Source organism: Pelagimonas sp. (assembly GCF_050633425.1).
Lineage (GTDB): Bacteria > Pseudomonadota > Alphaproteobacteria > Rhodobacterales > Rhodobacteraceae > Pelagimonas.
The window spans coordinates 184,392-209,274 of sequence record NZ_JBOEGM010000016.1; the positions used below are offsets into that span (position 1 = coordinate 184,392).

Here is a 24,883-nt window from a genome sequence, read left to right on the forward strand (position 1 = left end):
TTTTCGCCCGTTAGGCTTTTGAGACACCAGTTTTCTTCGACGGTTTTCGCGGGGCCTTTTTCGAAGGCTTTTTAGGGGGTTTAGGTGGGAGAGACGCCGCGAATGCCATGGCCATCGTGGTCAATTTTCGCCGCGTGTCATCATCGCCCAAGACATCATCGTCGACTTCGACCAAACCTTTCATCGGGCGCCCGGTAAAGCTGAGTTCTTCGACACCAGGAAGGGCGAGCGCGTCTTTGTATCGGTCAGGTCCGACGCGATACATTCCACCGCCTTTGTGCACACCGCACACCATGTTTCCAAAGCTCAGAAAACACAGGCCGCCAAACATGCGTTTCTCTTCAATGCCCGGCAGTTCTCCGGCGGCATAGAGGTCGTCGCGCATCACTGTGGCATGGCCTTCGTCATAGGGCATCGCTGGTCTCCTTGATCTGACGCGAGTTTAGATCACCATAAGAAAATAGGGGAGCTTTTTTGCCCAGATCCTGCCCCAGATCGCCCCCCATTCCGTACTGGGGGCTTGCGCATTTTTCGCCCACATCCTAGGCCCAAGGGTGAATTCAGGAGAAGACAATGGGATCGGGACAAGCGCAGCCGGCTTTCGTATTGGTGCGGCCACAGATGGGCGAAAACATCGGTGCAGCGGCACGGGCGATGTGGAATTTCGGGTTGGATCATATGCGAGTCGTGGCTCCGCGCGATGGTTGGCCGAGCGAAAAAGCCGTGGCGATGGCATCTGGGGCGGGGCGGTTGCTTGACGAAGCCTTGTTGACCGATGATTTGCCCGATGCGCTTGCGGATTGTAACTTTGTTATGGCGACCACGGCGCGGTCGCGTGACTTGACCAAAACGGTGTTTACACCCGAACAGGCGATGATCGAGGCGCAGAAACGGATTGCGCGGGGGGAAAAGGTCGCGGTGATGTTTGGGCCAGAGCGGGCCGGCTTGGAAAATGCCGATATCGCGCAGGCCAACGCGATTATTTCTGTGCCGGTCAATCCCTTATACGCCTCTCTTAACCTTGCACAATGTGTGTTGCTCTGCGGGTATGAGTGGCAACGTGCCAATTCCAATGCGGAGCCAATGACCGAAGTCTTGGCTGGCACCGAAGTGGCCAGTGGTCAAGAAGTTGAGTTTCTCGCCCGTCACTACGAAGAGCGTATGGAGGAGGCCGGTTTCTTTTATCCCGACCACAAGGCAGACAGCATGAAGGTCAATCTGCGCAATATGTGGAGCCGGATGCCGTTGACCCGGGCTGATGTGCAGATGTTGCACGGTATGATGCGCCAGATGGTGCGTTGGAAAGACAAAAAACAGGACTGAGAACAGAAAAACGGACCGGCATAACCGGTCCGTAAGTCATGGTCAGGACGGGAGGGAGACCCTGACCAATGGTGATCTGATGATCAGTAGCTATTGCCATAGCTGTTGTGCTTTTTCTTTGGGGCGTAATGTGTGCAGGCGTGGTTTTGCAGGTATTTGCCAGACACCCAGTAATAGTGGTGGTTGTAGGAAACCTTGGCCCAGCCGTGCTGCCATCCTACGACGTGGACATTTGTGCAGGCATGGAAGGTGCCGATAACTTTGTAATGTGTGCCAGGGCCGGAGCGTGCATTCAGTTTAATACCTTGCTCGATCCAGGCCGAGCTGGCGGTGGCGGCGGTGGCACCCAGAGCGGAGGCTGCGATAATGGCGGAGATCAGAAGCTTTTTCATGGTCTAGGTCCTTTGTCAGAATGTTGTGTGGCACTGTCTTAAATTCTGCATTCAACCTACATGATTGCGCTGGCGGCGCTAAGTCAGGAAAGTCTGACCAAGGTATTCCTTACCCTGTCGGCCCATGTGCGCAGGTGGTTGAAGCCCGGCGGCGTGGGCACTAGTGTCGCGCGCAAATGGAGATAAGACATGGCTGAAAAGCGCAAGCTGTTCGAAGATGTGAGCGAGGCTCAGACCACCGTGGCCGAACCGGCGGGCGGTATGATTGATGCTGGAAAACGTGGTGCGCGGCGCGCGATCCGTGGCTGGCTTATGCTGCTGTTTGCGCTGGTTGTGGTGATGATAGCCGTGGGCGGGTTGACACGTTTGACGGATAGCGGATTGTCGATCACAGAATGGAAGCCGGTGACAGGGGCTATCCCGCCCATGAACACCGAGGCCTGGCAGGCTGAGTTCGCCAAATACCAGGAAATCCCGGAATACCAGTTGGAAAACAAGGGAATGAGCCTGTCTGAATTCCAATTCATCTATTGGTGGGAATGGGGCCATCGCCAGTTGGGCCGTGTCATTGGGCTGGTCTGGGCGATCGGTTTCTTTGGATTTTTGGCAGCAAAACGGATTCCAACGGGCTGGACCGGACGGTTGTTCGGACTTGGTGTACTGGGCGGATTGCAGGGCGCTGTGGGCTGGTGGATGGTTTCATCGGGGTTGAGCGGTCAAATGACCGACGTGGCATCTTACCGATTGGCAACACATCTTGGGCTGGCTTTTGTCATCTTGGGCTTCATCGCGTGGTACGTCTATGGGTTGGGCCGCGAAGAGCGTGATCTGATGCAAGCCCGTCGTTTGGCCGAGCCTAAACTGTTTTCAATGTCGACCGGGCTGATGCATTTTGCCTTTCTGCAAATTTTGTTTGGTGCCTTGGTTGCTGGGATTGATGCGGGACGCACATTCAATGATTGGCCGTTGATGGCGGGTGGCATCTTTCCGCCGGAAGCGTTTGACATTCAACCGATATGGCGCAACCTATTCGAGAACGCGGGTCTGGTCCAATTCCTTCACCGTGTGTTTGGCTATGTGTTGTTTGTCTTTGGCATTCTTGTTTGGCGTCGCGGACGGAAATCGCCCAATGCGGATACGCAATTCCGGTTTAACGCGGTTTTTGCGGCGCTGTGCGTGCAGGTTCTGCTGGGCATTGTAACGGTGCTCTATATCGCGCCGTGGCATTTGGCATTGTTGCATCAGCTGGGCGCGGTGATCTTGTGGGCCTTAATCTTGCGGGCGCGCTTTGCGGCGCGCTATCCAACTGAACAAACTATCCGAGGAACCGCATAAATGACCGCTTTCAACGATCTCATGGCCTTCCAACGCGACACAGAGGCTCTTGGGCAAATCTCATGGAGATTGGGCTGGGACCAAGAAACCATGATGCCTCATGGGGCCAGTGATCAACGGGCCGATGAATGCGCTGCGATCGAAGGCGTGATTCACCAGCGTAAAATTGACCCGCGTGTGGGCGATTGGCTTGCCAAGATTGATGACGCCGACTTGGACGAGACGGGAAGGGCGCAAATCCGTCTGATCCGACGCGCCTATGAGCGGAGCTCTCGGGTTCCTGAACGGTTGGTCGCGGAATTGGCAAGGATATCCAGCCGGGCACATAAGATTTGGGCGCAAGCGCGTTCAAATGATAATTTCTCCGAGTTTTCACCGGTGTTGAAAGAGATTGTCGCCCTGCGTCAAGAAGAGGCGCAGGCCTTGGCGGAGGATGGCGATCTTTATGATGGGCTGTTGAATGAATACGAGCCGGGCACCAAAGCCAGTGATCTTGAAGCGATGTTTGGGGCTTTGCGCCCGCGTCTTGTGGCCTTGCGTGAGGCGGTTTTGGACAAGCCCGATCTGATGGGGTTGAATAACACCTTTGATCCTGAAGGCCAGATGCGGGTCACTGAAAAACTGGCGGCGCAGTTTGGATATGACTTTAACCGCGGCCGTGTTGACAAGGCCGTGCATCCGTTCAGCTCTGGGAGTGGCAATGACGTGCGCATCACCACCCGGACCGAGCCTTTGGACCCGTTTAATTGTTTTTATTCGACAATTCATGAGGTTGGCCACGGCTGTTACGAACAAAACATCGATCAAGCCTATCGGCTTACGCCGCTTGGGCGCGGCGTGTCGATGGGTGTTCACGAAAGCCAAAGCCGGATTTACGAAAACCAGTTGGGACGTTCGCGTGCCTTTACTGGCTGGCTTTATGGGCAGATGCGCGATGAGTTTGGCGATTTCGGTGTTGCCGATGAGGATGCGTTTTATGGCGCGGTGAACCGGATCAAAAACGGCTATATCCGCACCGAAGCGGATGAGGTGCAATACAACTTGCATGTGCTTCTGCGCTTTGATCTCGAGCGCGCGATTATTTCAGGTGACTTGATTGTCGATGACCTTGAAGCTGCCTGGAACGACCGATTTGAGGCCGATTTTGGCTATGCGGTCGACAAAGCATCCAACGGCGTTTTGCAAGACGTGCATTGGTCTGCTGGCTTTTTCGGATATTTCCCCACCTATTCGCTTGGTAATGTTTATGCCGGGTGTCTTTACGAAGCGCTACGTGGTGCGGTCCCTGATCTGGACAGTGAATTGGCACGAGGCGACACGTCGACTGCAACCGGTTGGCTGCGCGACAATCTGCAGCAATTTGGCGGTTTGCGTGAGGCGCGGGCCACGATTGAGCATGCCACCGGAAAAGCCCCTAGCGAAGGACCTTTGCTGGATTACCTAGAAGCTAAGTTCAAAGGCATCTACAGGCTATAAACCGGAGTGGGCGGAGATTTCTCCGCCCTTTTCTATATCAAGGCCATCCGCTCAGCGCGTTCAGGGTCAGGAAATGGGCGATAGAGCCCAAAGTCTGCCGTCATGATCTGTTCGTGCACGGCGCGGTATAGTCTCTCAATGTCATCATCGTGGCTGCCATTCATTCGAAAGGCTTGATCGAGTTGAGTAAGATCTTTGACTTCGATCTGCAAAAGGAAGTCGCGGTAACAATCCGATGCCAGATTCAATTTGCGGCGATATAAATGCCACCTTTGAATAACCCCAGCCGTCATCAAACGATCAAGCCAAACTTCGATAGCATAGGCAAAAGCCAATGCTTTGGAATCGTTTTTGACGTCAATCATACAGGTATAGAGGTTCATCGCGGCTCTCCTTTATAGGCGAGTTTGCCCGAGAGAAGTTGATGTGGTCTTAAAACCCAAAAACCGGCCCTGGCCAAAAGCCAGAACCGGTCATTTTAGTAGGTTTGCCTCGCCGACTTATGTGTCGTCAGCGTCGGGTCCGGTTTCGCTGATCACTTCGGCGTCTTCGATTTCGTCGTCACCCTGATCGGCAATCCGTGCGACCGACACGACGATCTCTTTTTTGCCCGTGCGGAAGACATTGACACCGCCAGCCCCGCGAGAGCGGAACGAGATGCCATCAACCGGAACACGGATCGATTGGCCTGTCGACGTGGCCAGCATGATCTGATCGCCAAGCTCGACCGGGAAGCTTGCCACAAGGGGCCCGCCGCGCATGGCCTTGTCAAAGGCTTGAACGCCCATTCCGCCGCGCCCACGAACAGGATAATCGTGGCTGGAGCTAAGCTTACCGGCCCCTTTTGATGTGATTGTCAGCAACAGATTTTCCGCCGCGGACATCTCAGCATAGCGTTCTTGGCTCAACTGAGTATTGGCGTTGCCATCCTCTTCGGTCGGCAATTCAGCATCATCGGCAAGCCCAGCCATGGCACGACGCATCTTGAGATAGGCCGCGCGCTCATCCGGTGTTGCCTCAAACTGACGAATGATAGCCATCGACACGACGCGATCATCCCCCAACAGTTTGATGCCACGCACCCCAACCGACGCGCGGCTGTTGAACACGCGAACATCCGTTGCAGGGAAGCGAATTGCACGACCCGAATCCGTGACCAGCATCACGTGATCATCGTTTTCAGCAATGCGCACATCAATCAGTTTCGTCTCAGCGTGATCGTCTTCGAACTTCATCGCGATCTTGCCGTTTGATTTCACATTTGTGAAGTCTGACAGCTTGTTACGGCGCACAGTTCCTGCGGATGTCGCAAAGACAACCTGCAAATCGTCCCAGTCATCCTCGTCCCGATCCACCGGCATAATCGCAGCGATCGACACGCCTGATGGGATCGGTAAAAGATTCACAATCGCCTTGCCCTTGGAGGTCCGAGACCCTTGCGGCAGGCGCCAGGTTTTGAGCTTGTAGGCCATGCCATCGGTGGTGAAGAACAAGAGCTGTGTATGCGTGTTGGCCACAAACAGCGTGGTCACCACGTCGTCGTCTTTCATCGCACCACCGGACACGCCCTTGCCGCCGCGTTTTTGCGCCCGGAAATCGACCAGAGGGGTCCGTTTGATATAGCCCTCGGCGGTGACTGTGACGACCATGTCCGACCGTTCAATCAGGTCTTCGTCGTCCATATCTCCGGCCCAGTCGACAATCTGTGTACGGCGCGGCACAGCGAAGTCTTCACGGACTTTGCGCATTTCATCCGAAATAATCGTCATGATGCGATCACGGCTTCCAAGAATTTCAAGGTATTCCTTGATCTTAGCGGCCAGTTCTTCAAGTTCATCGGTGACTTCTTTGACACCCAGCTGGGTCAGACGTTGGAGACGCAGTTCCAAAATCGCACGCACCTGCGTTTCCGACAGGTTGTAGGTGCCATCGTCATTGGCCTTGTGGGTCGGATCATCAATGAGCGCGATATAGGGCAAGATTTCATGGGCAGGCCACCGTCGCTCCATCAGTTTGGCGCGCGCTTCTGGTGCATCAGCTGAGGCGCGAATGGTCGCAACCACTTCGTCAACATTGGAAACGGCGACGGCCAGGCCGCACAAGATATGGCTCCGCTCACGGGCCTTGCGCAGCAAATACGCCGTGCGGCGTAAAATCACATCTTCACGGAAGTCCAGAAAGGCGGTCAAGAAACCGCGCAGAGTAAGCTGTTCCGGCCGACCGCCGTTTAAAGCCAACATGTTACAGGCAAAACTTGTCTGCATCGGGGTAAAGCGGAACAGTTGATTTAGAACCACTTCGGCGGTCGCATCGCGTTTCAGTTCAACCACAACCCGCACACCGTTGCGATCAGATTCGTCTTGAACGTGGGCGATCCCCTCGATCTTTTTGTCGCGCGCCGCTTCGGCGATCCGCTCGATCATGGTGGCTTTGTTCACCTGATAGGGGATTTCGTCGATGACGATGGCAAAGCGATCCTTGCGGATTTCCTCGACCCGAGTTTTCGAGCGAATAATGACGCTTCCGCGCCCCTCTGTATAAGCTTTGTAGGCACCGGAGCGGCCCAAAATTACACCGCCCGTCGGGAAATCCGGGGCAGGGACGTATTCAATCAACTGCTCGCTGCTCAGGTCAGGGTTGTCGATCAGGGCAAGCGCAGCATCAATGACTTCGCCAAGGTTATGGGGCGGAATACGTGTCGCCATACCAACGGCGATCCCTTCGGCCCCATTGACCAAGACATTTGGATATCGCGCCGGAAGTACCGTGGGTTCACGTTCCTTACCATCATAATTGTCCTGAAAATCAACGGTGTCCTTGTCGATATCGAGCAAAAGATTGAGCGCAGATTTCTCAAGCCGCGATTCCGTATAGCGCATCGCCGCAGCGCTATCGCCGTCCATGGATCCAAAGTTGCCCTGACCGTCAATCAACGGCAGAGACATGGAAAAATCCTGCGCCATACGAACCAACGCGTCATAGATCGCACTATCGCCATGCGGGTGGTAGTTCCCCATAACCTCGCCAACGGGCTTGGCGCATTTGCGGTAGGATTTGTCGGGCGTATAGCCGCCATCATACATGTGATACAAAATGCGGCGGTGGACCGGTTTCAAACCGTCGCGAACATCAGGAATCGCCCGGCTTACAATCACGCTCATGGCGTAATCGAGGTAGCTGGTTTTCATCTCACGTTCGATGGAGATCGAAGGACCGCTGTATTCAGGCGGCATTTCGTCAGTGTTATCAGGTGTTTCTGGCGTGTCGTTCACGTAGGGTGCCTACTCGGTTATCTGCCATATATTGTTGAAGGTTTTATAACAGATGCAGGATGTAGGGTGCAATGGCAGCGTCACGGTGCATTTCTGGCAGCCACCCGTGATGTCTGCTAACAGGTTGTTTTTATTGAAAAGTAAAGATTTTTGCCGCAGCCTTCTTTTACAACAAAAAGAAAGAGGCGCAGGATGCAACGATCAGAAACCGAACTTATGCTCAAGGGATATGGGCTTACCACGGCCGAATTGTTCTATCACATGCCGGATTATCCGCATGTTTTGAACAGTTTTATCTGGCAAGATTATGATTTGGCACCGGACCATGACCGGCTATTTGATTTTATCGCCTTTTGGCATGATGAAATCGAAGGTCCGTTGCATTCGGTTCGCTTTACCCATCGCAAGATGGTGTCGGCGGGTGAATGGCGTCATGTTGTGGGCGAATTCACATATCATTAGCCCCGACTCATTTGCCGCGACAATGCGGCCGAAGCGACCAAGAGGGGCTGATCCCCTCTTAGCGCAAATCGCGTTACGGGATAATCCGGGTGTATTTCACCCCTTCGAGGGTCGCCCCGAGGCGCAGGCCAGCCTGACCAAAGACAACCGCGATCACAGGGGCAAGCGCCGTGGTGGTCTCAGCACCAAGCTTCTCACCTTTTTCAGGCGTCGCGTATTCAATATTGGCACCGGCCGCATAGCCCGGAGAGCGGCGGAACGTGGTCAGCGCCTCTTGGGTCATAAAGAACAAAACATGGGCGTATTGCGACGCACCAATTTGCAAGCCACCGGAGGCTTTGGCCAATGAATAATAGTCAACGGTCGCACCGCCAACCCGCAGAGCACCTTCGCCATAGGCCCCGCCAAATCCAAAACCGGCCTCGGTGATCAAAGGCATCACCAGTATACCAACCGATTTCGCAGCCAGATCGCGGGTTGCGGGATAATCGGAATACAGTTGTGTCAGCGTACTATCCACGCGGGCGTCGATGGTCATCGATCCGCGGCTGCCCACACCATTGCCACAGCCCGCCACAAGCGCAGCAGCCCCTAGGCCAAAAGTCAGTTTTCGTCTTGAGAGGATCATCGCTCTTTCCTTAACACTGCCTCAGGTCCGGCTTTTTGCGCCGGTTAACACGTCTTATACGCAGCAAATCAAGGCTTGTCACCTCACCTTGCCGCGCGGATTCGTGTCTTGGGCGAAAGGCCGCTATCCGTTTAGGATTTTTGCAGCCGCCGGGGCAAAATAGGTCAGAATTCCGTCACATCCTGCACGTTTGAAGGCAATCAGGCTCTCTAGCATGACTTTTTCACCATCAACCCAGCCACGTTCGCCTGCACCCGCCAGCATCGCGTATTCGCCCGATACTTGATAGGCAAAGGTTGGCGCGCCGAACATGTCTTTGGCACGGCGGCATATATCAAGGTAGGGCATGCCCGGTTTGACCATGACCATATCGGCACCTTCCAGCAGATCGCGCTCGATCAACCGCATCGCTTCGTCAGAGTTTCCGGCCTCCATTTGGTAGGTCTTTTTGTCGCCTTTAAGCGCACCGGACGCCCCAACCGCATCGCGAAATGGCCCGTAAAACGCCGAAGCGAACTTGGCCGCATAGCTCAACAGCAGCACATCTTGATGCCCGCCAGCCTCTAACCCGTCACGCAAAGCGCCAATGCGCCCGTCCATCATATCCGACGGCCCAATGATATCGGCCCCCGCGTTTGCTTGGCTGAGGGCTTGCTTGACCAAAGCCTCAACTGTCCGGTCATTGACGATCACACCGTCTTCAACAAAGCCGTCATGGCCGTTGATGTTATAAGGATCAAGCGCGACATCGGTCATCACCGCGATATCGGGCACCGCGTCTTTGATCGCGCGTGTGGCCTTATTTGACAGGTTTTCAGGGTTCCAGGCTTCGGCACAATCTTCGGTTTTCAGGCTTGGATCAGTGTAGGGAAACAAACAGATCGACGGAATTCCAAGCGCATGCGCCTCGCGCGCGGCTTCGACCACCTTGTCCACGGATAAACGGTTAACACCGGGCATGGAGGCGATTGGTTCCACCTCGCCTTCACCATCCCGCACAAAAACCGGCCAGATGAAATCACCCGGAGTGAGTGACGTTTCCTGGACCAGGGCCCGAATCGCAGGTGTGCGGCGTAAACGGCGCAACCGGGTGGCGGGAAAGGGGGCAACAGTCGGTTTCATAATGAGGTCCTTGGGCGAAGTCCTTGTAAACGTCGCATTTGGGTGGCATGGAATGATCATTGTCTCAAGTCCCATTTGGCCTGTCGCGCCATTGGGCCGCGAAACGACCGCACATCGCCGTTAAATTGCCAAGGCCGGAATAGGCGGGCACGAAAGAAAGAGCAGCACATTGGACTGGTATTCCACCGTCTTTGAAGTCATCGACACACGGTCTTTTTCGAACCTGTGGTATTGGATCATCTTGGCCGTGACATGGTCGTCGATCAGCCATTGGGTGCTGGGGGTGCCGTTTGACATGGTGACACGGGCGCGCCGCAACGGCGGGCAAGCGGAAAAGGATCTCGAGGATCTGGTGCGTATCAATGCCAACCGGTTTTTGTTCATCGTCGAAGAAGCCGGTTTATGGATCACGGCCATGGTTTCGGCGGTCTTGTCGGGGCTGGTTGTCTTGGGGTTCTTTTATGGAATCGAGATTGCCCAAGCTATCTTTTTGCTGCTGTTTCCGCTGACATTTGTTGGCCTGCTGAGTATCTATTCTGCAAACAAGGTCAAAGAGGGTGAAGACAGCGGCGATGCGCTTTGGCGGCGGCTGCGGATTCACCGGATGAGCACGCAAATGGTTGGCATGGTGTCGATTTTTGTGATCGCCATGTGGGGTATGTATCACAACCTGTCGTCTTACATCTTGTAATTCGGTCTGCGTGACAACGCGGGCCACCAAGAGGCGCGGGTTGCTCAATTCGGTACAAAAACAAACTCTAGGTTGACCTCGCTTTGGCGCAAAGGCATTCGGTCCCTATGGTAGACACACATGTTTTGATGGGCGGGGCCCCTGAGGGGTTTGACGCCAAATTGGTTTTGGATGAAATGGCGCGGGCTGCTGGCCCGGTCATTCATATTGCACGCGATGACAAGCGGCTCGCGGCGATGCGGGATGCGCTGGCGTTCCTTGCCCCGGATGTCCCTGTGATTAGCTTTCCGGGCTGGGATTGCCTGCCTTATGATCGTGTGTCGCCCAATGCCGATATTTCAGCGGCGCGCATGGCCGCGTTGGCCGGTTTTTTGCATGGGATGCCGTCGCAATATATTCTGCTGACCACCTTGTCGGCGGCGATGCAGCGGGTTCCGGCCCGCAATGTCTTGCGACAAGCGGCGTTTGTTGCCCAGGTTGGCAGCCGCGTCGACGAAGAGGCGCTGCGCGGGTTTTTGGTGCGCATGGGCTTTAGCCAAGCGCCGACTGTGACCGAGCCGGGCGATTACGCCATTCGCGGTGGCATAGTTGATATTTTCCCACCCGGAGAAGGCGGTCCGGTCCGGCTCGACTTCTTTGGGGATGTCTTGGATGGTGCGCGCCGCTTTGACCCGGCGACGCAACGCACCACCGAGAAACTGGACATGGTGGAATTGGCTCCCGTGTCTGAGGTGATCCTTGACGAGGCGGCCATCACCCGGTTCCGCCAGAATTACCGGATCGAATTTGGTGCCTCGGTCAAAGATGATCCGCTGTATGAGGCCGTGAGCGCCGGGCGCAAACATCAAGGCATCGAACACTGGCTGCCGTTCTTCCACGACACGCTGGAAACGCTGTTTGACTATCTGCCCAAAGTGCCGGTCATTTTGGACGATCAGATGACTCCTTCGCGGCTGTCGCGGTGGGACAGCATTGCCGACCAATATGAGACCCGCGCCCATGCCTTGACGCAGAAAAAGACGATGGGCAGCGTCTACAAACCGGTTCCGCCTGGCTTGCTCTATCTTGACGATACGGCGTGGGACGTCGCCGTTTCGGGGCGGCGCGTGGTGCAATTCCATCCCTTGCCCCAAGCCACTGGCCCCGGTGTCGTCGACGCAGGTGGGCGGATTGGGCGGAATTTCGCTCCCGAGCGCCAGCAAGAAAATATAAGCCTTTTCGGGTCTTTGGCGGATCATGTTAAAGCACGAATGGCCAATGGTCCGGTTCTTATCGCGTCTTACTCCGAAGGCGCGCGCGAACGTCTGACCGGTTTGATTGAAGACGAAGGCTTGGCCGAAGCGATCCCCCTTGGACATGGCACTCGGATCGGCAAACGTGGTTTGCATCTGGCGGTTTGGTCACTTGAGGCTGGGTTTGTGGCACCGTGGGAAAACGGTGAAATCACCGTTATTTCCGAACAAGATGTGCTGGGCGATCGCCTGATCCGCGCCCCAAGAAAACGCCGCAAGGCCGAAAATTTTCTAACCGAAACCCAAAGTCTGAGCCCGGGTAACTTGGTCGTGCATGTCGATCACGGGATTGGCCGTTATTTAGGGCTGGAAGTGATCACTGCCGTTGGTGCGGCGCATGAGTGCATTTGTATCGAATATGCCGAAGACGCAAAACTGTATTTGCCGGTCGAAAACATCGAGCTGTTGTCGCGATATGGCCATGACGAAGGTCTGCTAGATCGGCTGGATGGCGGGGCATGGCAGGCGAAAAAGGCCAAGCTCAAAGAGCGCATCCGAGAGATGGCCGACAAGCTGATCCGCATTGCCGCCGAACGCGCGCTGCGCAAGGCACCGGTGATGGATCCACCAGTCGGAGCAAACGAAAGCTTTGCTGCGCGTTTCCCGTACCAAGAAACCGATGATCAGTTGAACGCCATTACGGACGTGATGGAAGACATGCATTCGGGTCAGCCGATGGATCGTTTGATCTGTGGCGATGTGGGATTTGGTAAAACTGAAGTTGCGATGCGTGCGGCGTTTATCGCGGCCATGTCGGGGGTTCAGGTTGCGGTTATCGCGCCAACAACGCTTTTGGCGCGCCAACATTACAAGTCATTTGCTGAACGATTTAGGGGCTTTCCTCTACAGGTCGCGCCATTATCGCGCTTTGTCGGCACGAAAGAGGCCAGTTTGACGCGCGAAGGCATTGCGCGGGGAACCGTTGATATCGCTGTCGGGACACATGCGCTTTTGGCCAAAGGGGTGCGCTTTGATCGGCTCGGATTGTTGATTATTGACGAAGAACAACATTTTGGCGTCCAGCACAAAGAGCGGCTCAAGCAGCTGCGCTCAGATATCCACGTCCTGACCTTGACGGCCACACCGATCCCACGGACATTGCAACTGTCGCTGACCGGCGTGCGCGATTTGTCGATTATCGGAACTCCTCCAGTCGATCGTTTGGCGATCCGAACCTATGTCTCCGAATTCGACGCTGTGACGATCCGAGAAGCCTTGTTGCGAGAACACTATCGTGGCGGTCAGTCTTTCTACGTTGTGCCGCGCATTGCCGATCTGCCGGAAATCGAAGACTTCCTCAAAGAGCAAATGCCGGAAATTTCCTATGTTGTGGCCCATGGCCAGATGGCAGCGGGCGAGCTTGATGAGCGTATGAACGCGTTTTACGATGGCAAATATGACGTGCTTCTGGCAACGACAATCGTGGAATCCGGCCTTGATATTCCCACGGCCAACACGATGGTCGTGCACCGGGCCGACATGTTTGGCCTGAGCCAGCTGTATCAAATTCGCGGTCGAGTTGGGCGGTCGAAAACCCGCGCGTATTGTTATCTCACCACCAAACCACGGGCAAAATTAACGGCCACGGCAGAAAAACGACTGCGGGTTTTGGGGTCGATTGATACGCTTGGCGCTGGGTTTAGCCTCGCCTCGCAAGACCTTGATATCAGGGGGGCGGGCAACCTTTTGGGCGAGGAACAATCCGGCCAGATGCGCGATGTCGGGTATGAGCTATACCAATCCATGCTCGAAGAGGCCATTGCCAAGATCAAATCCGGTAAAATGGAAGGGCTGACGGATGATGACGGGCAATGGGCACCGCAGATCAACCTGGGTGTTCCTGTTCTCATTCCGGATGATTACGTGCCCGATCTCGACGTTCGTTTGGGTCTATATCGCCGCTTGTCGTTGCTGACGACAAAGGTTGAGCTTGAAGGGTTTGCCGCAGAACTCATTGATCGTTTTGGAAAATTGCCGCGCGAAGTGAACACGTTGATGTTGGTCGTTCGGATCAAAGCCATGTGTAAACGGGCTGGGATTGCCAAGCTTGACGGCGGGCCCAAGGGGGCGACCGTCCAATTCCACAATGATAAATTTGCCAAGCCTGAAGGGTTGGTAACCTTTATGAGGGCACAGGGGGATCTGGCGAAGATCAAAGATAACAAGATTATTGTCAGAAGAGATTGGCGCAGCGAGGCGGACAAAATTAAGGGGGCCTTTGCCATCGCCCGTGATCTGGCCGAAGCAGCAGGTACATTTAAAAGACGCTCTAAGTGATTGGAATTATTGCTCAGCTTGCGAAGGGTCCGCAAGGCTTTCCAAAAACAGGCGGGTTTCATCGTTGGACGGGAACATCAGTTCGATCTTAAGATCGGAAAGGGTGACGTCTTCCGCGCTGCCAAATTGCGCGAATGTACTAAAGAGCGACAGCCGCATGGGGCCGGCTTTGATGATTGTGGCGGTCACTGGTGGCAAAGGAATGCTGGGTTCAAACTTTGCAACATCAGGATCACGCGTAAGCCTGTCTGCGGCGTCTTCAAGCTCAGGAATTCCGCCCGCAGCAGCGCTTTCAGCCCGCAAACGCGTCAATGCGTGATGACCAACTTCCCCCCAGTTTTCAACGATTTGCGGGCCGATGTTTTGATCCAACATCACTTCGATCAAGCTTTGACCGCTTCGTAGGCCCAAGTCTGAAAACAACATTTCTGCGGGCGCATTCATCTCTAGAATACGCCACATTCGGTCCATGACCACGGCCGGAAATGGCGCATGGTTTTGGAGCATCCGGGTGATGGCGGCTTCAAACGGGGCCATCACATCTTGGTCGCGATGGATGTCTGGAAAGACCGGCGCAAATCCTGCGGCGATCAGCATTCGGTTGCGGGCCGAGCGCGGCATCGACAGGCTTTCACTCAGCCGCAGGATCATGCCGCGACTTGGTCGCGCGCGTCCGGTTTCCAGAAACGACAAATGACGGGCCGAAATCCCGCATTCTGTTGCCAAAGCCAGCTGGGATAATCGACGGGTGCTGCGCCAGGTTTTCAGGTCTTGTCCAAATTGGGTCATGCGGACAGATTAGCAGCTTTGCGGAGGTAAAACACTTACCTCTCAGGTAATTGTCATGCATATTTTGTAGAGACTAAACCAGCGCATGACTTTGTTCGAAAAGGAAATGTGCAATGACAACAGAACAAAAACGCCTGCGGTTTGGCGCGGTGATCATAATCGGTTTTGGTCTACTGACGTGGCTTTTGTTGGCGGTGGGGGCCACGACGCCACTGAGTCTTTTGCTTGATCTCGTGGCTTTCGGCGGAACCGGGACAGAAGTTTTGACGCTGACTTCTGGCAAGATGTTGGGGGCAATAATGGCCGGTTTATGCGTCGGGGTTGGTTTGGTTGTCTGGGGGTTGTCTGGGGTACACTTGAGGCAACTGCCCGGTGAAACCCGGAGAGTGCTGTTGGTTATGATCTGGGGATGGTATTTGGTGGACAGCAGTGGCTCGATCCTCGTTGGAGCACCGGTAAACGCCATCGCAAACCTAAGTTTTCTTGTGCTGGTGGTCTGGCCCATTTGGGCTGCACGACGTGAAGAACGTCTTGTAACCGCATGAAAATAAAACGCCCACCTGCGTAGGGTGGGCGTTTCAAAATCATTGTTGGTTACCCGCGGCGGCGGCGGCCACCGCGACCGCCTCGGCCACCGGCATCACCAGGCACTTTGTTGAACTTGATCCACTCTCCGCCGGAATCATCGTTGTTGGTCAGAAAGTTGGCAGCGCGAATGGCTTCCATTTCCTTGCCGGGCTTGGCTTTGGTCGAACCCAGACCGAACATCACGCAGAAGGCTTCGTCGTCCATATCATCGGGTAGGGTAATGCCCGCCGCCGCGACTTGCGTTTTCTTCTCGGCCAGCTTCTTCGGACCGACGGGCAGGGCAATTGGGTTCATGATGGCAGAGGTCATGCCCGCGCCCATTGCCATCGGCAGGAAGGCGTTGTTGATACCGTGCCTGTTGGGCAATCCAAAGGAAATGTTGGAGGCGCCGCAAGTGGTGTTCACACCCAGCTCTTCGCGCAAACGCCGCACAAGGGTGAAGACCTGAAGCCCGGCTGTTCCCATCGCGCCGATTGGCATAACCAACGGATCTACAACAATATCATGCGCTGGAATGCCGAAATCCGCGGCCCGTTCGACAATCTTTTTGGCGACGGCAAAACGAACCTCAGGGTCTTCGGAAATGCCGGTGTCATCGTTGGAAATGGCCACCACTGGGACGTTGTATTTCTTGACCAGCGGCAGCACCAATTCCAGGCGTTCCTCTTCTCCGGTTACGGAGTTCAGAAGAGGGCGGCCTTCAGCAGCGGCAAGACCAGCTTCCAAAGCGCCGGGCACAGAGCTGTCGATACACAGCGGACAGTCGGTGACGGCCTGAACTTTTTCGATCAAGGCCTTCATCAGATCCGGTTCTACGAAATTGTTGTCCGCATACCGAGGATCTTCGGCCATTTTGTTGGAAAATACTGCGCCAGAGTTAATATCCAGTACCGTTGCCCCGGCAGCAACCTGCGCAAGAGCATCGGCTTCAACACGGGAAAAATCGCCGGCTTCCAGTTCCGCGTTTAGGATTTTACGCCCAGTCGGGTTGATCCGTTCGCCGATCACACAGAAGGGCTGATCAAAACCGATGATCGCGGTTTTGCTTTTGGATTCAATAATAGTACGGGTCATTCTTTATCCTATGTCGCAGAGACGGGTGCGGCAGCATCGCCGCCGTTTGTGATGGCCCAGTTGGCATTGGTTTTGATGCCACCAAGGGGAAAAAAGTGTACGCGTTCGATGTTGAAATCGGGATTGGCAGCCTTGTGCGCCGCCAGTTTGGTTAACACCTCGGTCGGCTCATAAGGCAGCAGGAGTTTGGACACATCCATCGCGCGCTTTTGTAAAACTTTGAGCGAAGGACCAACACCACAGGCGATGGCAAACTTGATCAAAGTTTGTAATTTTGCAGGGCCCGCTATTCCAATATGGATCGGAATATCAATACCTTCCGAGGCGAGACGATCGGCCCAGGCGATGATGGGATCGGCGTCAAACGCAAACTGTGTTGCCAAGGCCATCTCTGCATCCGTGCGCTCATTAAAGGATGTTTTCCAGCGCAACGCCTCCATGACCAGATCATCGCCGCCGTTGGGATCAATATCCTTGTTGCCTTCGGGGTGACCGGCAACATGCAGGCGTTTGAAACCAGCCTTGTCAAACAGGCCTGTTTCCATCAATTGCATAGAGCTGTGAAACTCTCCATGCGGCTGGGCAACGCCACCCGCCAACAGCAAAGCTTGCTCAACCCCGGCCTCACCTTGATACATGGCGATCCAATTTTCCAACGTGGCGGCGTCTTTGATGATGCGCGACGGGAAATGCGGCATCACGTCAAAGCCTTCATCGGCGATGCGCTTGGCAGTGGCGACCATTTCTTCGATTGGGGTGCCTTCGATATGCGCGATGTAAACGCGCGTGCCCTTGGGCAATAGGGCGCGAAAATCATCAACCTTTGAGGCAGTGCGCGGCATAACCTCGATTGAATAGCCTTGCAAAAAGGCTTCAAGGTTTTCGTTGCGCGGGCCATCAACAGGTTTGTCGTCGCGCTTGCGGAAATTCAGCAGAGCCATGATGGCCTCCCTCAGCTTCATGGTCGGCCTTACGCCCAACCATCATTTGCAATGAGCGTTTTGAGACGCTCTTGGTCATATTCTGTGTCCAAGCGAGTGGCCGTTGTCGCGGCCAATTCAGCTTGATCACCCTCAACAGAACCAGAAGGCGTTTTGCGCCATTCTGCCAGATACGCGTCGGTATCGATCTGACCACCCTTCATGGCGGCCCGGTCAATTGCCTGTTCGAAGCGCTCAGGGAGCTGAACCTTAGCGGCACGGCGCCCTTTGCCAACGATCACCTGAGCGGGAATGTCGCGCCAATAGACGATCGTGATATCTGGCATTGTGGTGATTCCTCTTGTTCCTGACTGAACCCTAGCTGTGGGAATGGACGGCGCGTCGTCGGTTTTCGACTTGTGCCATTCCATCCGCGACAGGGTATGCTCTCTGTGATGATTGTTAAACCGGCCCTGATCGTCTAAGTTTTCACTATAAACATGAGGCACATTAACCTTGCCGCCAAACTCTCGCCCCAAAATGGCAGTAAATAGAGAGGGGCGCAGGGAAAGAGGGGCAGCGACCAATGGTCATTGCAGTTGAGGCACATAAACTGGCCTATATGGCTTTGCCCAAGGCGGGGTGTTCCTCCGTCAAGGAAGCCTTGGCGCATCTGGACCCGTCGGTTGAAAAACCGCGCAAAGAAGATGTGACCGTCTATACATGGCACGACGTCTATCCGACCAAGCGGTTTCGACCGCACCGTTTTCAAGACTATGCCGACTATTGGCGGTTTTGCGTGGTCCGTGACCCAATAAAAAGGTTGCTGTCTGTCTATACCAATCGGGTGGTGCAGTTTGGCGATCTGCGCAACAGCACCAAATTACGAGAAGGGCGCGATTGGCTCTCGGATGTGTCGCGTGAGCCAAGCCCGGATGAGTTCTTTCAAAACCTTGACGTCTATAAACGGGCATCCTCAAGCATCAAGCATCATGCGATTGAAGCCTGGCTGTTTGTCGGTCGTGATCTTGGCGCTTATAATAAGGTTTATAAAACAGAGGATCTGGGCCAGTTGGGCTATGATCTAAGCTTGCTTACGCGCCAGCCTGTCGACATGCCGCGACGCAATAATTCCGAAATGACGTTAGATATCGCGGATTTACAAGACAAGACAATCGATGCCATTCGCCCGTTTTTGGACGGGGAATATGCGTTCTTGTCAGAGTTCTACAAAAATCCTTTGGGTCCGCGCCGTCATGCGTCTTGCGCGATGCCGATCCGGCGCGTATCGTAAACTCAAGTTGAAATCGGAGGGCGCAAAGATGGCGCCCAAGCGTCCCAAGGCTGCGGGCGCTTTCCCGAAACCGGTCGAGAGCACCGCGCCATTACGGCCAGACCCCAATGCGCTTTATGCTGCCTTGGATCTGGGCACGAACAGTTGTCGCATGTTGGTTGCCCAACCAAAGGGGAGCCAGTTTCATGTGATTGATAGTTTTTCAAAGTCTGTCCAGTTGGGGCAGGGGCTTGAAAAATATGGACGGCTGAGCCGCGCCTCGATGGGGCGAACGGTGTCAGCACTAAAAGTGTGTCGTCAAAAGATTGAACGACACGGTGTTACCCGTATGCGTTTGGTTGCGACCGAAGCCTGTCGACGTGCCGGCAATGGCAGTGAGTTCATGAATCAAGTGCGCCGTGAAACCGGTTTGCCGCTTGATATTATCGAACCCGAAGAAGAAGCCCGTTTGGCGGTTATCTCTTGCGCGCCCTTGGTGTCGACCAAGACCGAACAGTTGCTGGTGGTTGATATCGGCGGCGGTTCAACGGAATTGGTGTGGATTGACCTTAGTTCAGTGCCTGCGCGGGATCGTCCGCGCGCGATTATGCGGCTGCACGCTGGCTTCCACCCGCCAGATAGCCCGTTTCCGACCGCGAAAGTCGTCGATTGGATCAGCGTTCCCTTGGGTGTTGCCACCTTGCGGGATCAGTTTTCAGACGTCTCCGACGACGCGGCACGTTATGCCTTGATGAGCTGGTTCTTCGAAGAACAGCTGGCCGATTTTGCGCCTTACGCGGATGAACAAACCCGCGAAGGTTTTCAAATCGTCGGCACCTCAGGGACCGTAACAACTGTTGCGGCGTCGCACCTGGGGTTGCGGCGCTATGATCGCACAAAGGTTGATGGGTTGCGGATGAGCTCGGACCAAATCGAAGCCGTGATCCGACGTTACCTTGATCTTGGTCCAACGGGGCGGCGCCGTGATCCACGGATTGGGCCTGATCGTCAGGCGTTGATCATGTCAGGGTCCGCCATTTTGCAAGCGCTCTTGCGGGTTTGGCCGACGGATCGGCTTAGCGTGGCGGATCGTGGTCTTCGCGAAGGGCTTCTTTACGCGCAGATGTCGGCAGATGGGGTTTTGGAAGACGGACCTTTGTGATAGACGCGATTTTTCGGCGAAAAATCTACCAGCGCAAGACCGCAAGAGGCAAAAAAATATGGCCAAGTCACCTAAGAATGCATCCGGGCGCGGCCAGCGCGACCTTAAGGTCAAGGTAAAGACCGCCCGCGGGCGCAAGCTGTCTTCGACGCTTTGGTTGCAACGCCAGTTGAATGATCCTTATGTCAAACGGGCTCAATCGGATGGATACCGGGGGCGGGCGGCCTATAAGATATTGGAGCTAGACGATAAATACCGTTTCTTGGTTCCAGGCGCACGTGTTGTCGACCTTGGCTGTGCGCCAGGTGGATGGTGTCAGGTTGCAGCACGTCGCGTGAATGCACTGGGCGAGAAGCAAGGCAAGGCAGTTGGCAGCATCCTGGGGATTGACCTACAAGAGGTTGATCCGGTCGCAGGATGTGAAATCCATGTGCTCGATTTTATGGAAGATGATGCTGACGAAAAGGTCAAAGGGTGGCTCGGGGGCAAGGCCGATGTCGTCATGTCTGACATGGCGGCCTCGGCGTCTGGCCACAAACAAACCGATCACTTGCGGATTATGGCCTTGTGCGAAGCTGCGGCCTACCTTGCCTTTGATGTGCTTGAAGAAGGCGGAACCTTTGTGGCCAAAGTTCTGGCAGGTGGGGCCGAAGGATCTCTTCAGCAGGTTTTAAAGCAACGGTTCACCAAGGTCGCCCATGTCAAACCCCCCGCCAGCCGCTCGGATTCGTCGGAAAAATTCGTCGTCGCGACAGGGTTTCGTGGCTGACCGACCAACAGCCGGTCGATTGTCTAAAGAATGACGTGCAAGGTCCAGTAAATGCTTGGATTTTTGCGCACAAAGCACTTCCGGTTCGGCCGCAGGGGCCTGCGGCAATCCTTGTTCAAACAGATCAAACAGACGTGAGAAACGGCTGTCGGTTTTTGACGCCGACAGCAGCGATTTATCGTGAAGCATTGGCAGAGGCTCCGATGGGCGTGATGTAGCAGATTTGCTTCACCTTGATGGCCAAATAAGGCAGGTTTTGGACAAGAGGACGCCTTGCGCATGACGGGAGTCGTGTAGAGCATGGATCAGCGGATGTTTTCACAGATACTCTTGTCAAAACCGTAGGGGAATATGATGAAAGGCTTGTGTTTGTCGCGTGTTATCAGGTTCTTAGCTGTGGTGCCCGTATTGGCGACTATAGCTTGCACTCCGGTAACCACGTTGTCAGAAATTCAAATTCCGGTCCGCAATCCAACGGCTCAAGTGGCGTCTCAGGCCGATGTCACGATTGATCGACTGGTCGGGACTTGGAAAATTGTTCAAGGCGCTGGAATCGCACCGCACAGCCAAGTGATCGTTGGCCCTGAGCTGGCCGAAATCGGCGGCGAAACTCTGCCATTCATCGCCATTGGCCCCGGTCGTTTCTTGCTGGGTGGGGATGAAATTTGGGTTCACTGGTTGGACATAAACAACCGCACCGCTGCGATGGGTGAGCCCGGCGGCAAGCGTGTCTGGATCATGGACAAGAGCGGGACACCAGGAGAACGCCTGAATGCAGCTCGGAGAATCCTCGATTGGTATGGCTACGATCTTAGCCGGATGACTGGAAAACCATAAACAAGCGAACAAGTTACAGGGAGAGGCGACATGGGGAAAGTTGCAGCGATTATTGGCGGCGGTGTCATTGGCGGTGGCTGGGCTGCGCGGTTTGCCTTGATGGGGTGGAAGGTCCAAGTCTTCGATCCTGATCCAGAGGCGGAACGCAAAATGAGCGAAGTCATGGCCAACGCCGAACGGGCCTTGCCGATGCTCTACGAAGCCCCCTTACCCAATCGCGGTGACATCCAGTTTTGCACCACAATCCAAGCCGCGGTGTCCGGCGCGTCCTATATTCAGGAAAGTGTTCCAGAACGGTTGGACCTCAAAAAGAAGGTCTATGCAGACCTCCAAAACCATTGTGCCCATGATGCTGTTTTGGCGTCGTCGACGAGCGGGTTCAAACCGTCGGAATTGCAGGACGGGGCCGCGCGCCCTGAACAAATCGTTGTCGCTCATCCCTTTAACCCGGTTTATCTTTTACCGTTGGCTGAGCTGGTTCCCGGAGCGGAAACATCACCGCAGGTTATTGAAAAAGCGTCGAAAATCTTGAAAGAGATCGGGATGTTTCCCTTGCATGTCAGGGCCGAAATCGACGCCCATATCGCGGATCGTTTCCTTGAAGCGGTATGGCGAGAGGCGCTTTGGCTGGTCAAAGATGGCATCGCGACGACCGAAGAAATTGACGATGCCATTCGGTACGGCTTTGGGCTTCGCTGGGCGCAAATGGGTTTGTTTGAAACCTACCGCGTTGCGGGCGGAGAAGCGGGAATGAAACATTTCATGGCCCAGTTTGGTCCTGCTTTGAAATGGCCTTGGACCAAATTGATGGATGTGCCTGAGTTCAATGACGACCTGGTTGATTTGATCGCAGGCCAATCGGAGTCGCAATCGGGGCATATGTCGATCCGAGAGTTAGAGCGGCTGCGTGATGACAATCTTGTCGCCATGATGCGTGCACTCAAGGGGCAGAACGCGGCGGCTGGTAAGTTGATCTTGGATCACGATGCCACGTTGCGTGCGCCTTTGGGGGAGGAGGTTCCCCTCGTGACGGTTCGCCGCCTTGTGCCTGTCGATTGGACCGATGTGAATGGCCACATGAACGAGGGGCGGTATGGGCAGATTTTCAGTGATGCCTCCGAAGAGCTGATGTGTCATGTGGGGGCTGACCGCGATTATATCGCCGCTGGAAATAGCTATTTCACTGCCGAAACCAACATTAAGTACATCATGGAAACCCATGCCGCAGAAGATGTTTTTGTCGAAACGCGTGTGGCCCAGGGTGAAGGCAAAAAGCTTCGGCTGCTACATGAAATGAAGCGCACCCGAGATCGAGAGCTTTTGGCGACTTGCGATCAGTTTCTGTTGCATGTCTCGTTGGAAACGCGTCGGTCTTGTCCGCCCTTGCCGGATGTTTTGAAGGCCGTGGAAGCTTTGGCCGTAAAACACGCGGTTTCAGAACAGGGAGCCTAGTTGTAGTCAAAGCCTAAAATGGCTTCTTGCTTTTGGTCAATTTGGCTACGCAAAAAGGTCAGATCATGGTCAGGCATAACCTTGGGGGTTTCCGGTCTAGCCTCAATTGAGGCTAGAAAACGGGAGCCTAACCGTTTGATAACTGGTCGATATTCCATCTCCCATTGCGGTATTTCAAGCTGGGTTTGCAGGTCGAGAACAAAGTTTTCCGGGGCTGCCTGCACTGCTTCGAGACGGCAAAACACCAGAGTGCAACCGCGCTCAAAAAACGACAACAGCCCCTGAAGCTTGGCTTGGCGAAGGGCAAATAGGTTTTCAAAGGGCAGGCCGGTCAAAGGATGGCGATCAAACTGAAGCGGCTGGCCTTCGCCGCCCAGCTCTTTGACCTGAGGGAAATAGCGTTTGCGGTCGGCAATGGTGTGCCACTTTGAGCGAATAAAATGTGAAAAAGGCAGGGCCTGCATCGGCGGCGGACAATGCCAAGGCTTTGAATGCATTGACAAAGCCCAGGCACGGGCATCACGAACCACACAGACAATCGCAACATTGGCCGGGATCGCTGTCATATGAGGAAACCCATGTTTCCAACCCAAATCTTCGATTGGTTTGAGGTGGGAGTTGCGTCCAATCAAACGTTTCACAAAATTAGTTCCTGACGACCTTTCGCCAAAAACCTGAATGTTACTCGGCACTTGTGATCCAGCTTTGATCTGCCAACCGGTTGTTCGAAACTGCTCAGAAATCATTGGGTGGATCCCGATTGATGTTTTGAGAGCCACGTTAGTTGGTCTTGGCGATAATTGCGATTCTCACTGTGCAGGAGTTCGGCTATTGTTGCGTGAAAACAAAAGACAAAGAGACCCAGCATATGCAATCAGTGGCAGCAGCCTTGACCATGGTGCGCGACGACGCGTTTTTCCTCAAAGCTTGGCTGCGCCATTACGGAGACACGTTGGGCCGCGAAAATTGTTACATCGTCAATCACGGACGCGGCGATGCTGTTCGCCAGCTTGCCGAGGGATGCAATATCATCGGAATCCCCGGCGATCCGCACCCAAATTTTGATATGAAACGCTGGCGGATGCTGAACAATTTTGTTCAGGGGCTGCGCAGTTATTACACACATGTTGTTGTCGGCGATGTCGACGAATTGGTGGTCGTTGATCCCCAAGATGGTCGCAACTTATTGGAATTCCTAAAAGATCAACCAAAGCAACAGGTGCTAACGCCGCTCGGGCTCGAGGTTATTCACCGGATTGATATCGAACCCGAGCCGATTGCAGACACAATTTTGGGGCCACGTCGTCATGTTCGTTTGGCTCCGCATTACTCGAAACCCTGCATTGTCAGTCGCGGGTCCAAACTGTCACGCGGCGGTCATTTTGCCCAATATGACCGCCTGATCACCCCGGACGATCTCTATGTGTTCCACCTAAAATTTTGCGATTTTGCCGAATATGTTTCCGTGATGGATTCGCGAAATCAGGTGACCCGCGATGTTGGCGTCGGGGTGAAGGACGCGGCCATTGGTGGCCATTGGTTCGAAGAGGCTCGGGGGGAGGATCGTGCTGTTTTCGACAGTTTCGCTCAACTGAAACTTCAGGATCGTTTTGATGTCAGCTGGGTACGCAAGCGGATGCATCGCAGTTGGGCCCCGCGGGGCGAGACCGGATTTTTTCAGTTTAAACGCCCAAGTTATGACGCCCAGTTTGTCGTGCCAGAGCGGTTTATCGGTGTGATCTAAGCGAC

Annotated in this window: 24 protein-coding genes; 13 read left to right on the forward strand and 11 right to left on the reverse strand. The window is 54.6% G+C overall.

Annotation, left to right across the window (positions count from 1 at the left end):
• Positions 1 to 10: 10 nt before the first annotated feature.
• Positions 11 to 415, reverse strand: coding sequence for a TfoX/Sxy family protein (locus tag ACRBB0_RS14030; protein ID WP_431375063.1), 405 nt, complete (start codon positions 413 to 415; stop codon positions 11 to 13).
• A 158-nt stretch (positions 416 to 573) separates the two neighbouring features.
• On the opposite strand from ACRBB0_RS14030, the gene ACRBB0_RS14035 reads away from it, so the two are divergent.
• Positions 574 to 1,323 (forward strand): RNA methyltransferase, encoded by a 750-nt coding sequence (locus ACRBB0_RS14035; protein WP_431375064.1) that lies wholly within the window; start codon positions 574 to 576, stop codon positions 1,321 to 1,323.
• Positions 1,324 to 1,406: 83 nt separating this feature from the next.
• Here ACRBB0_RS14035 and ACRBB0_RS14040 read toward each other — a convergent pair whose 3' ends face one another.
• Positions 1,407 to 1,715, reverse strand: coding sequence for an SH3 domain-containing protein (locus ACRBB0_RS14040; RefSeq protein WP_431375065.1), 309 nt, complete (start codon positions 1,713 to 1,715; stop codon positions 1,407 to 1,409).
• A 189-nt stretch (positions 1,716 to 1,904) separates the two neighbouring features.
• On the opposite strand from ACRBB0_RS14040, the gene ctaA reads away from it, so the two are divergent.
• Positions 1,905 to 3,050: a heme A synthase gene (gene ctaA / locus ACRBB0_RS14045; protein WP_431375066.1), complete on the forward strand. Its 1,146-nt coding sequence runs from the start codon at positions 1,905 to 1,907 to the stop codon at positions 3,048 to 3,050.
• Complete coding sequence (locus ACRBB0_RS14050) at positions 3,051 to 4,526, forward strand: carboxypeptidase M32 (protein WP_431375067.1); 1,476 nt, start codon at positions 3,051 to 3,053, stop codon at positions 4,524 to 4,526.
• 32 nt (positions 4,527 to 4,558) lie between these two features.
• On the opposite strand, the gene ACRBB0_RS14055 is transcribed toward ACRBB0_RS14050, so the two are convergent.
• Together ACRBB0_RS14055 and gyrA are read right to left on the reverse strand one after the other, a co-directional pair.
• Positions 4,559 to 4,909, reverse strand: a complete 351-nt coding sequence (locus ACRBB0_RS14055; protein WP_431375068.1) for a DUF6614 family protein — start codon at positions 4,907 to 4,909, stop codon at positions 4,559 to 4,561.
• A 117-nt stretch (positions 4,910 to 5,026) separates the two neighbouring features.
• The gene (gene gyrA, locus ACRBB0_RS14060; protein ID WP_431375069.1) at positions 5,027 to 7,798 is read right to left on the reverse strand and encodes a DNA gyrase subunit A; all 2,772 of its coding nucleotides are present in this window, start codon (positions 7,796 to 7,798) and stop codon (positions 5,027 to 5,029) included.
• 192 nt (positions 7,799 to 7,990) lie between these two features.
• On the opposite strand from gyrA, the gene ACRBB0_RS14065 reads away from it, so the two are divergent.
• Positions 7,991 to 8,260 carry an usg protein gene (locus ACRBB0_RS14065; protein WP_431375070.1) on the forward strand — a complete coding sequence of 90 codons (270 nt, stop codon included), beginning with the start codon at positions 7,991 to 7,993 and terminating at the stop codon, positions 8,258 to 8,260.
• Between the two features lie 73 nt (positions 8,261 to 8,333).
• Here ACRBB0_RS14065 and ACRBB0_RS14070 read toward each other — a convergent pair whose 3' ends face one another.
• Positions 8,334 to 8,888, reverse strand: coding sequence for a YSC84-related protein (locus tag ACRBB0_RS14070; RefSeq protein WP_431375071.1), 555 nt, complete (start codon positions 8,886 to 8,888; stop codon positions 8,334 to 8,336).
• Between the two features lie 123 nt (positions 8,889 to 9,011).
• Positions 9,012 to 10,010: a porphobilinogen synthase gene (gene hemB / locus ACRBB0_RS14075; protein WP_431375072.1), complete on the reverse strand. Its 999-nt coding sequence runs from the start codon at positions 10,008 to 10,010 to the stop codon at positions 9,012 to 9,014.
• 169 nt (positions 10,011 to 10,179) lie between these two features.
• On the opposite strand from hemB, the gene ACRBB0_RS14080 reads away from it, so the two are divergent.
• Together ACRBB0_RS14080 and mfd are read left to right on the forward strand one after the other, a co-directional pair.
• Entirely contained in the window at positions 10,180 to 10,701 is a 522-nt protein-coding gene (locus ACRBB0_RS14080) for a component of SufBCD complex (protein ID WP_431375073.1), read from the forward strand.
• A gap of 107 nt (positions 10,702 to 10,808) precedes the next feature.
• A complete protein-coding gene (gene mfd, locus ACRBB0_RS14085; RefSeq protein ID WP_431375074.1) occupies positions 10,809 to 14,270 on the forward strand; it encodes a transcription-repair coupling factor in 3,462 nt (1,153 codons plus the stop codon).
• A 6-nt stretch (positions 14,271 to 14,276) separates the two neighbouring features.
• Here the strand turns inward: mfd and ACRBB0_RS14090 are convergent, their stop codons facing one another.
• A complete protein-coding gene (locus ACRBB0_RS14090; protein ID WP_431375075.1) occupies positions 14,277 to 15,059 on the reverse strand; it encodes a helix-turn-helix domain-containing protein in 783 nt (260 codons plus the stop codon).
• Positions 15,060 to 15,172: 113 nt separating this feature from the next.
• Here ACRBB0_RS14090 and ACRBB0_RS14095 point away from each other — a divergent pair, with 113 nt between their 5' ends.
• Positions 15,173 to 15,604: a hypothetical protein gene (locus ACRBB0_RS14095; protein ID WP_431375076.1), complete on the forward strand. Its 432-nt coding sequence runs from the start codon at positions 15,173 to 15,175 to the stop codon at positions 15,602 to 15,604.
• 49 nt (positions 15,605 to 15,653) lie between these two features.
• On the opposite strand, the gene ACRBB0_RS14100 is transcribed toward ACRBB0_RS14095, so the two are convergent.
• Genes ACRBB0_RS14100 through ACRBB0_RS14110 form a run of 3 tightly spaced genes read right to left on the reverse strand, consistent with a single transcriptional unit; the run spans position 15,654 to position 17,988 of the window.
• The gene (locus ACRBB0_RS14100) at positions 15,654 to 16,721 is read right to left on the reverse strand and encodes a dihydropteroate synthase (RefSeq protein ID WP_431375077.1); all 1,068 of its coding nucleotides are present in this window, start codon (positions 16,719 to 16,721) and stop codon (positions 15,654 to 15,656) included.
• Positions 16,722 to 16,729: 8 nt separating this feature from the next.
• Positions 16,730 to 17,662: a methylenetetrahydrofolate reductase gene (locus ACRBB0_RS14105; RefSeq protein ID WP_431375078.1), complete on the reverse strand. Its 933-nt coding sequence runs from the start codon at positions 17,660 to 17,662 to the stop codon at positions 16,730 to 16,732.
• Positions 17,663 to 17,691: 29 nt separating this feature from the next.
• Complete coding sequence (locus ACRBB0_RS14110) at positions 17,692 to 17,988, reverse strand: virulence factor (protein ID WP_431375079.1); 297 nt, start codon at positions 17,986 to 17,988, stop codon at positions 17,692 to 17,694.
• A 239-nt stretch (positions 17,989 to 18,227) separates the two neighbouring features.
• On the opposite strand from ACRBB0_RS14110, the gene ACRBB0_RS14115 reads away from it, so the two are divergent.
• The 5 genes from ACRBB0_RS14115 (at position 18,228) to ACRBB0_RS14135 (ending at position 23,134) form a co-directional block, all read left to right on the forward strand.
• Positions 18,228 to 18,935: a sulfotransferase family 2 domain-containing protein gene (locus ACRBB0_RS14115; protein ID WP_431375080.1), complete on the forward strand. Its 708-nt coding sequence runs from the start codon at positions 18,228 to 18,230 to the stop codon at positions 18,933 to 18,935.
• A gap of 28 nt (positions 18,936 to 18,963) precedes the next feature.
• Positions 18,964 to 20,076, forward strand: a complete 1,113-nt coding sequence (locus tag ACRBB0_RS14120; protein ID WP_431375081.1) for a Ppx/GppA phosphatase family protein — start codon at positions 18,964 to 18,966, stop codon at positions 20,074 to 20,076.
• Between the two features lie 58 nt (positions 20,077 to 20,134).
• Positions 20,135 to 20,845, forward strand: a complete 711-nt coding sequence (locus ACRBB0_RS14125; RefSeq protein WP_431375082.1) for an RlmE family RNA methyltransferase — start codon at positions 20,135 to 20,137, stop codon at positions 20,843 to 20,845.
• A gap of 441 nt (positions 20,846 to 21,286) precedes the next feature.
• Entirely contained in the window at positions 21,287 to 21,682 is a 396-nt protein-coding gene (locus ACRBB0_RS14130; protein ID WP_431375083.1) for a lipocalin, read from the forward strand.
• Between the two features lie 30 nt (positions 21,683 to 21,712).
• Positions 21,713 to 23,134 (forward strand): carnitine 3-dehydrogenase, encoded by a 1,422-nt coding sequence (locus tag ACRBB0_RS14135; protein WP_431375084.1) that lies wholly within the window; start codon positions 21,713 to 21,715, stop codon positions 23,132 to 23,134.
• Here ACRBB0_RS14135 and ACRBB0_RS14140 read toward each other — a convergent pair.
• Entirely contained in the window at positions 23,131 to 23,775 is a 645-nt protein-coding gene (locus ACRBB0_RS14140) for a hypothetical protein (protein ID WP_431375085.1), read from the reverse strand. The genes ACRBB0_RS14135 and ACRBB0_RS14140 overlap by 4 nt on opposite strands.
• A 227-nt stretch (positions 23,776 to 24,002) precedes the next feature.
• Between ACRBB0_RS14140 and ACRBB0_RS14145 the strand changes: the two genes are divergently transcribed.
• Positions 24,003 to 24,878, forward strand: a complete 876-nt coding sequence (locus ACRBB0_RS14145) for a glycosyltransferase family 2 protein (protein ID WP_431375086.1) — start codon at positions 24,003 to 24,005, stop codon at positions 24,876 to 24,878.
• The last annotated feature ends 5 nt before the right edge of the window (positions 24,879 to 24,883 follow it).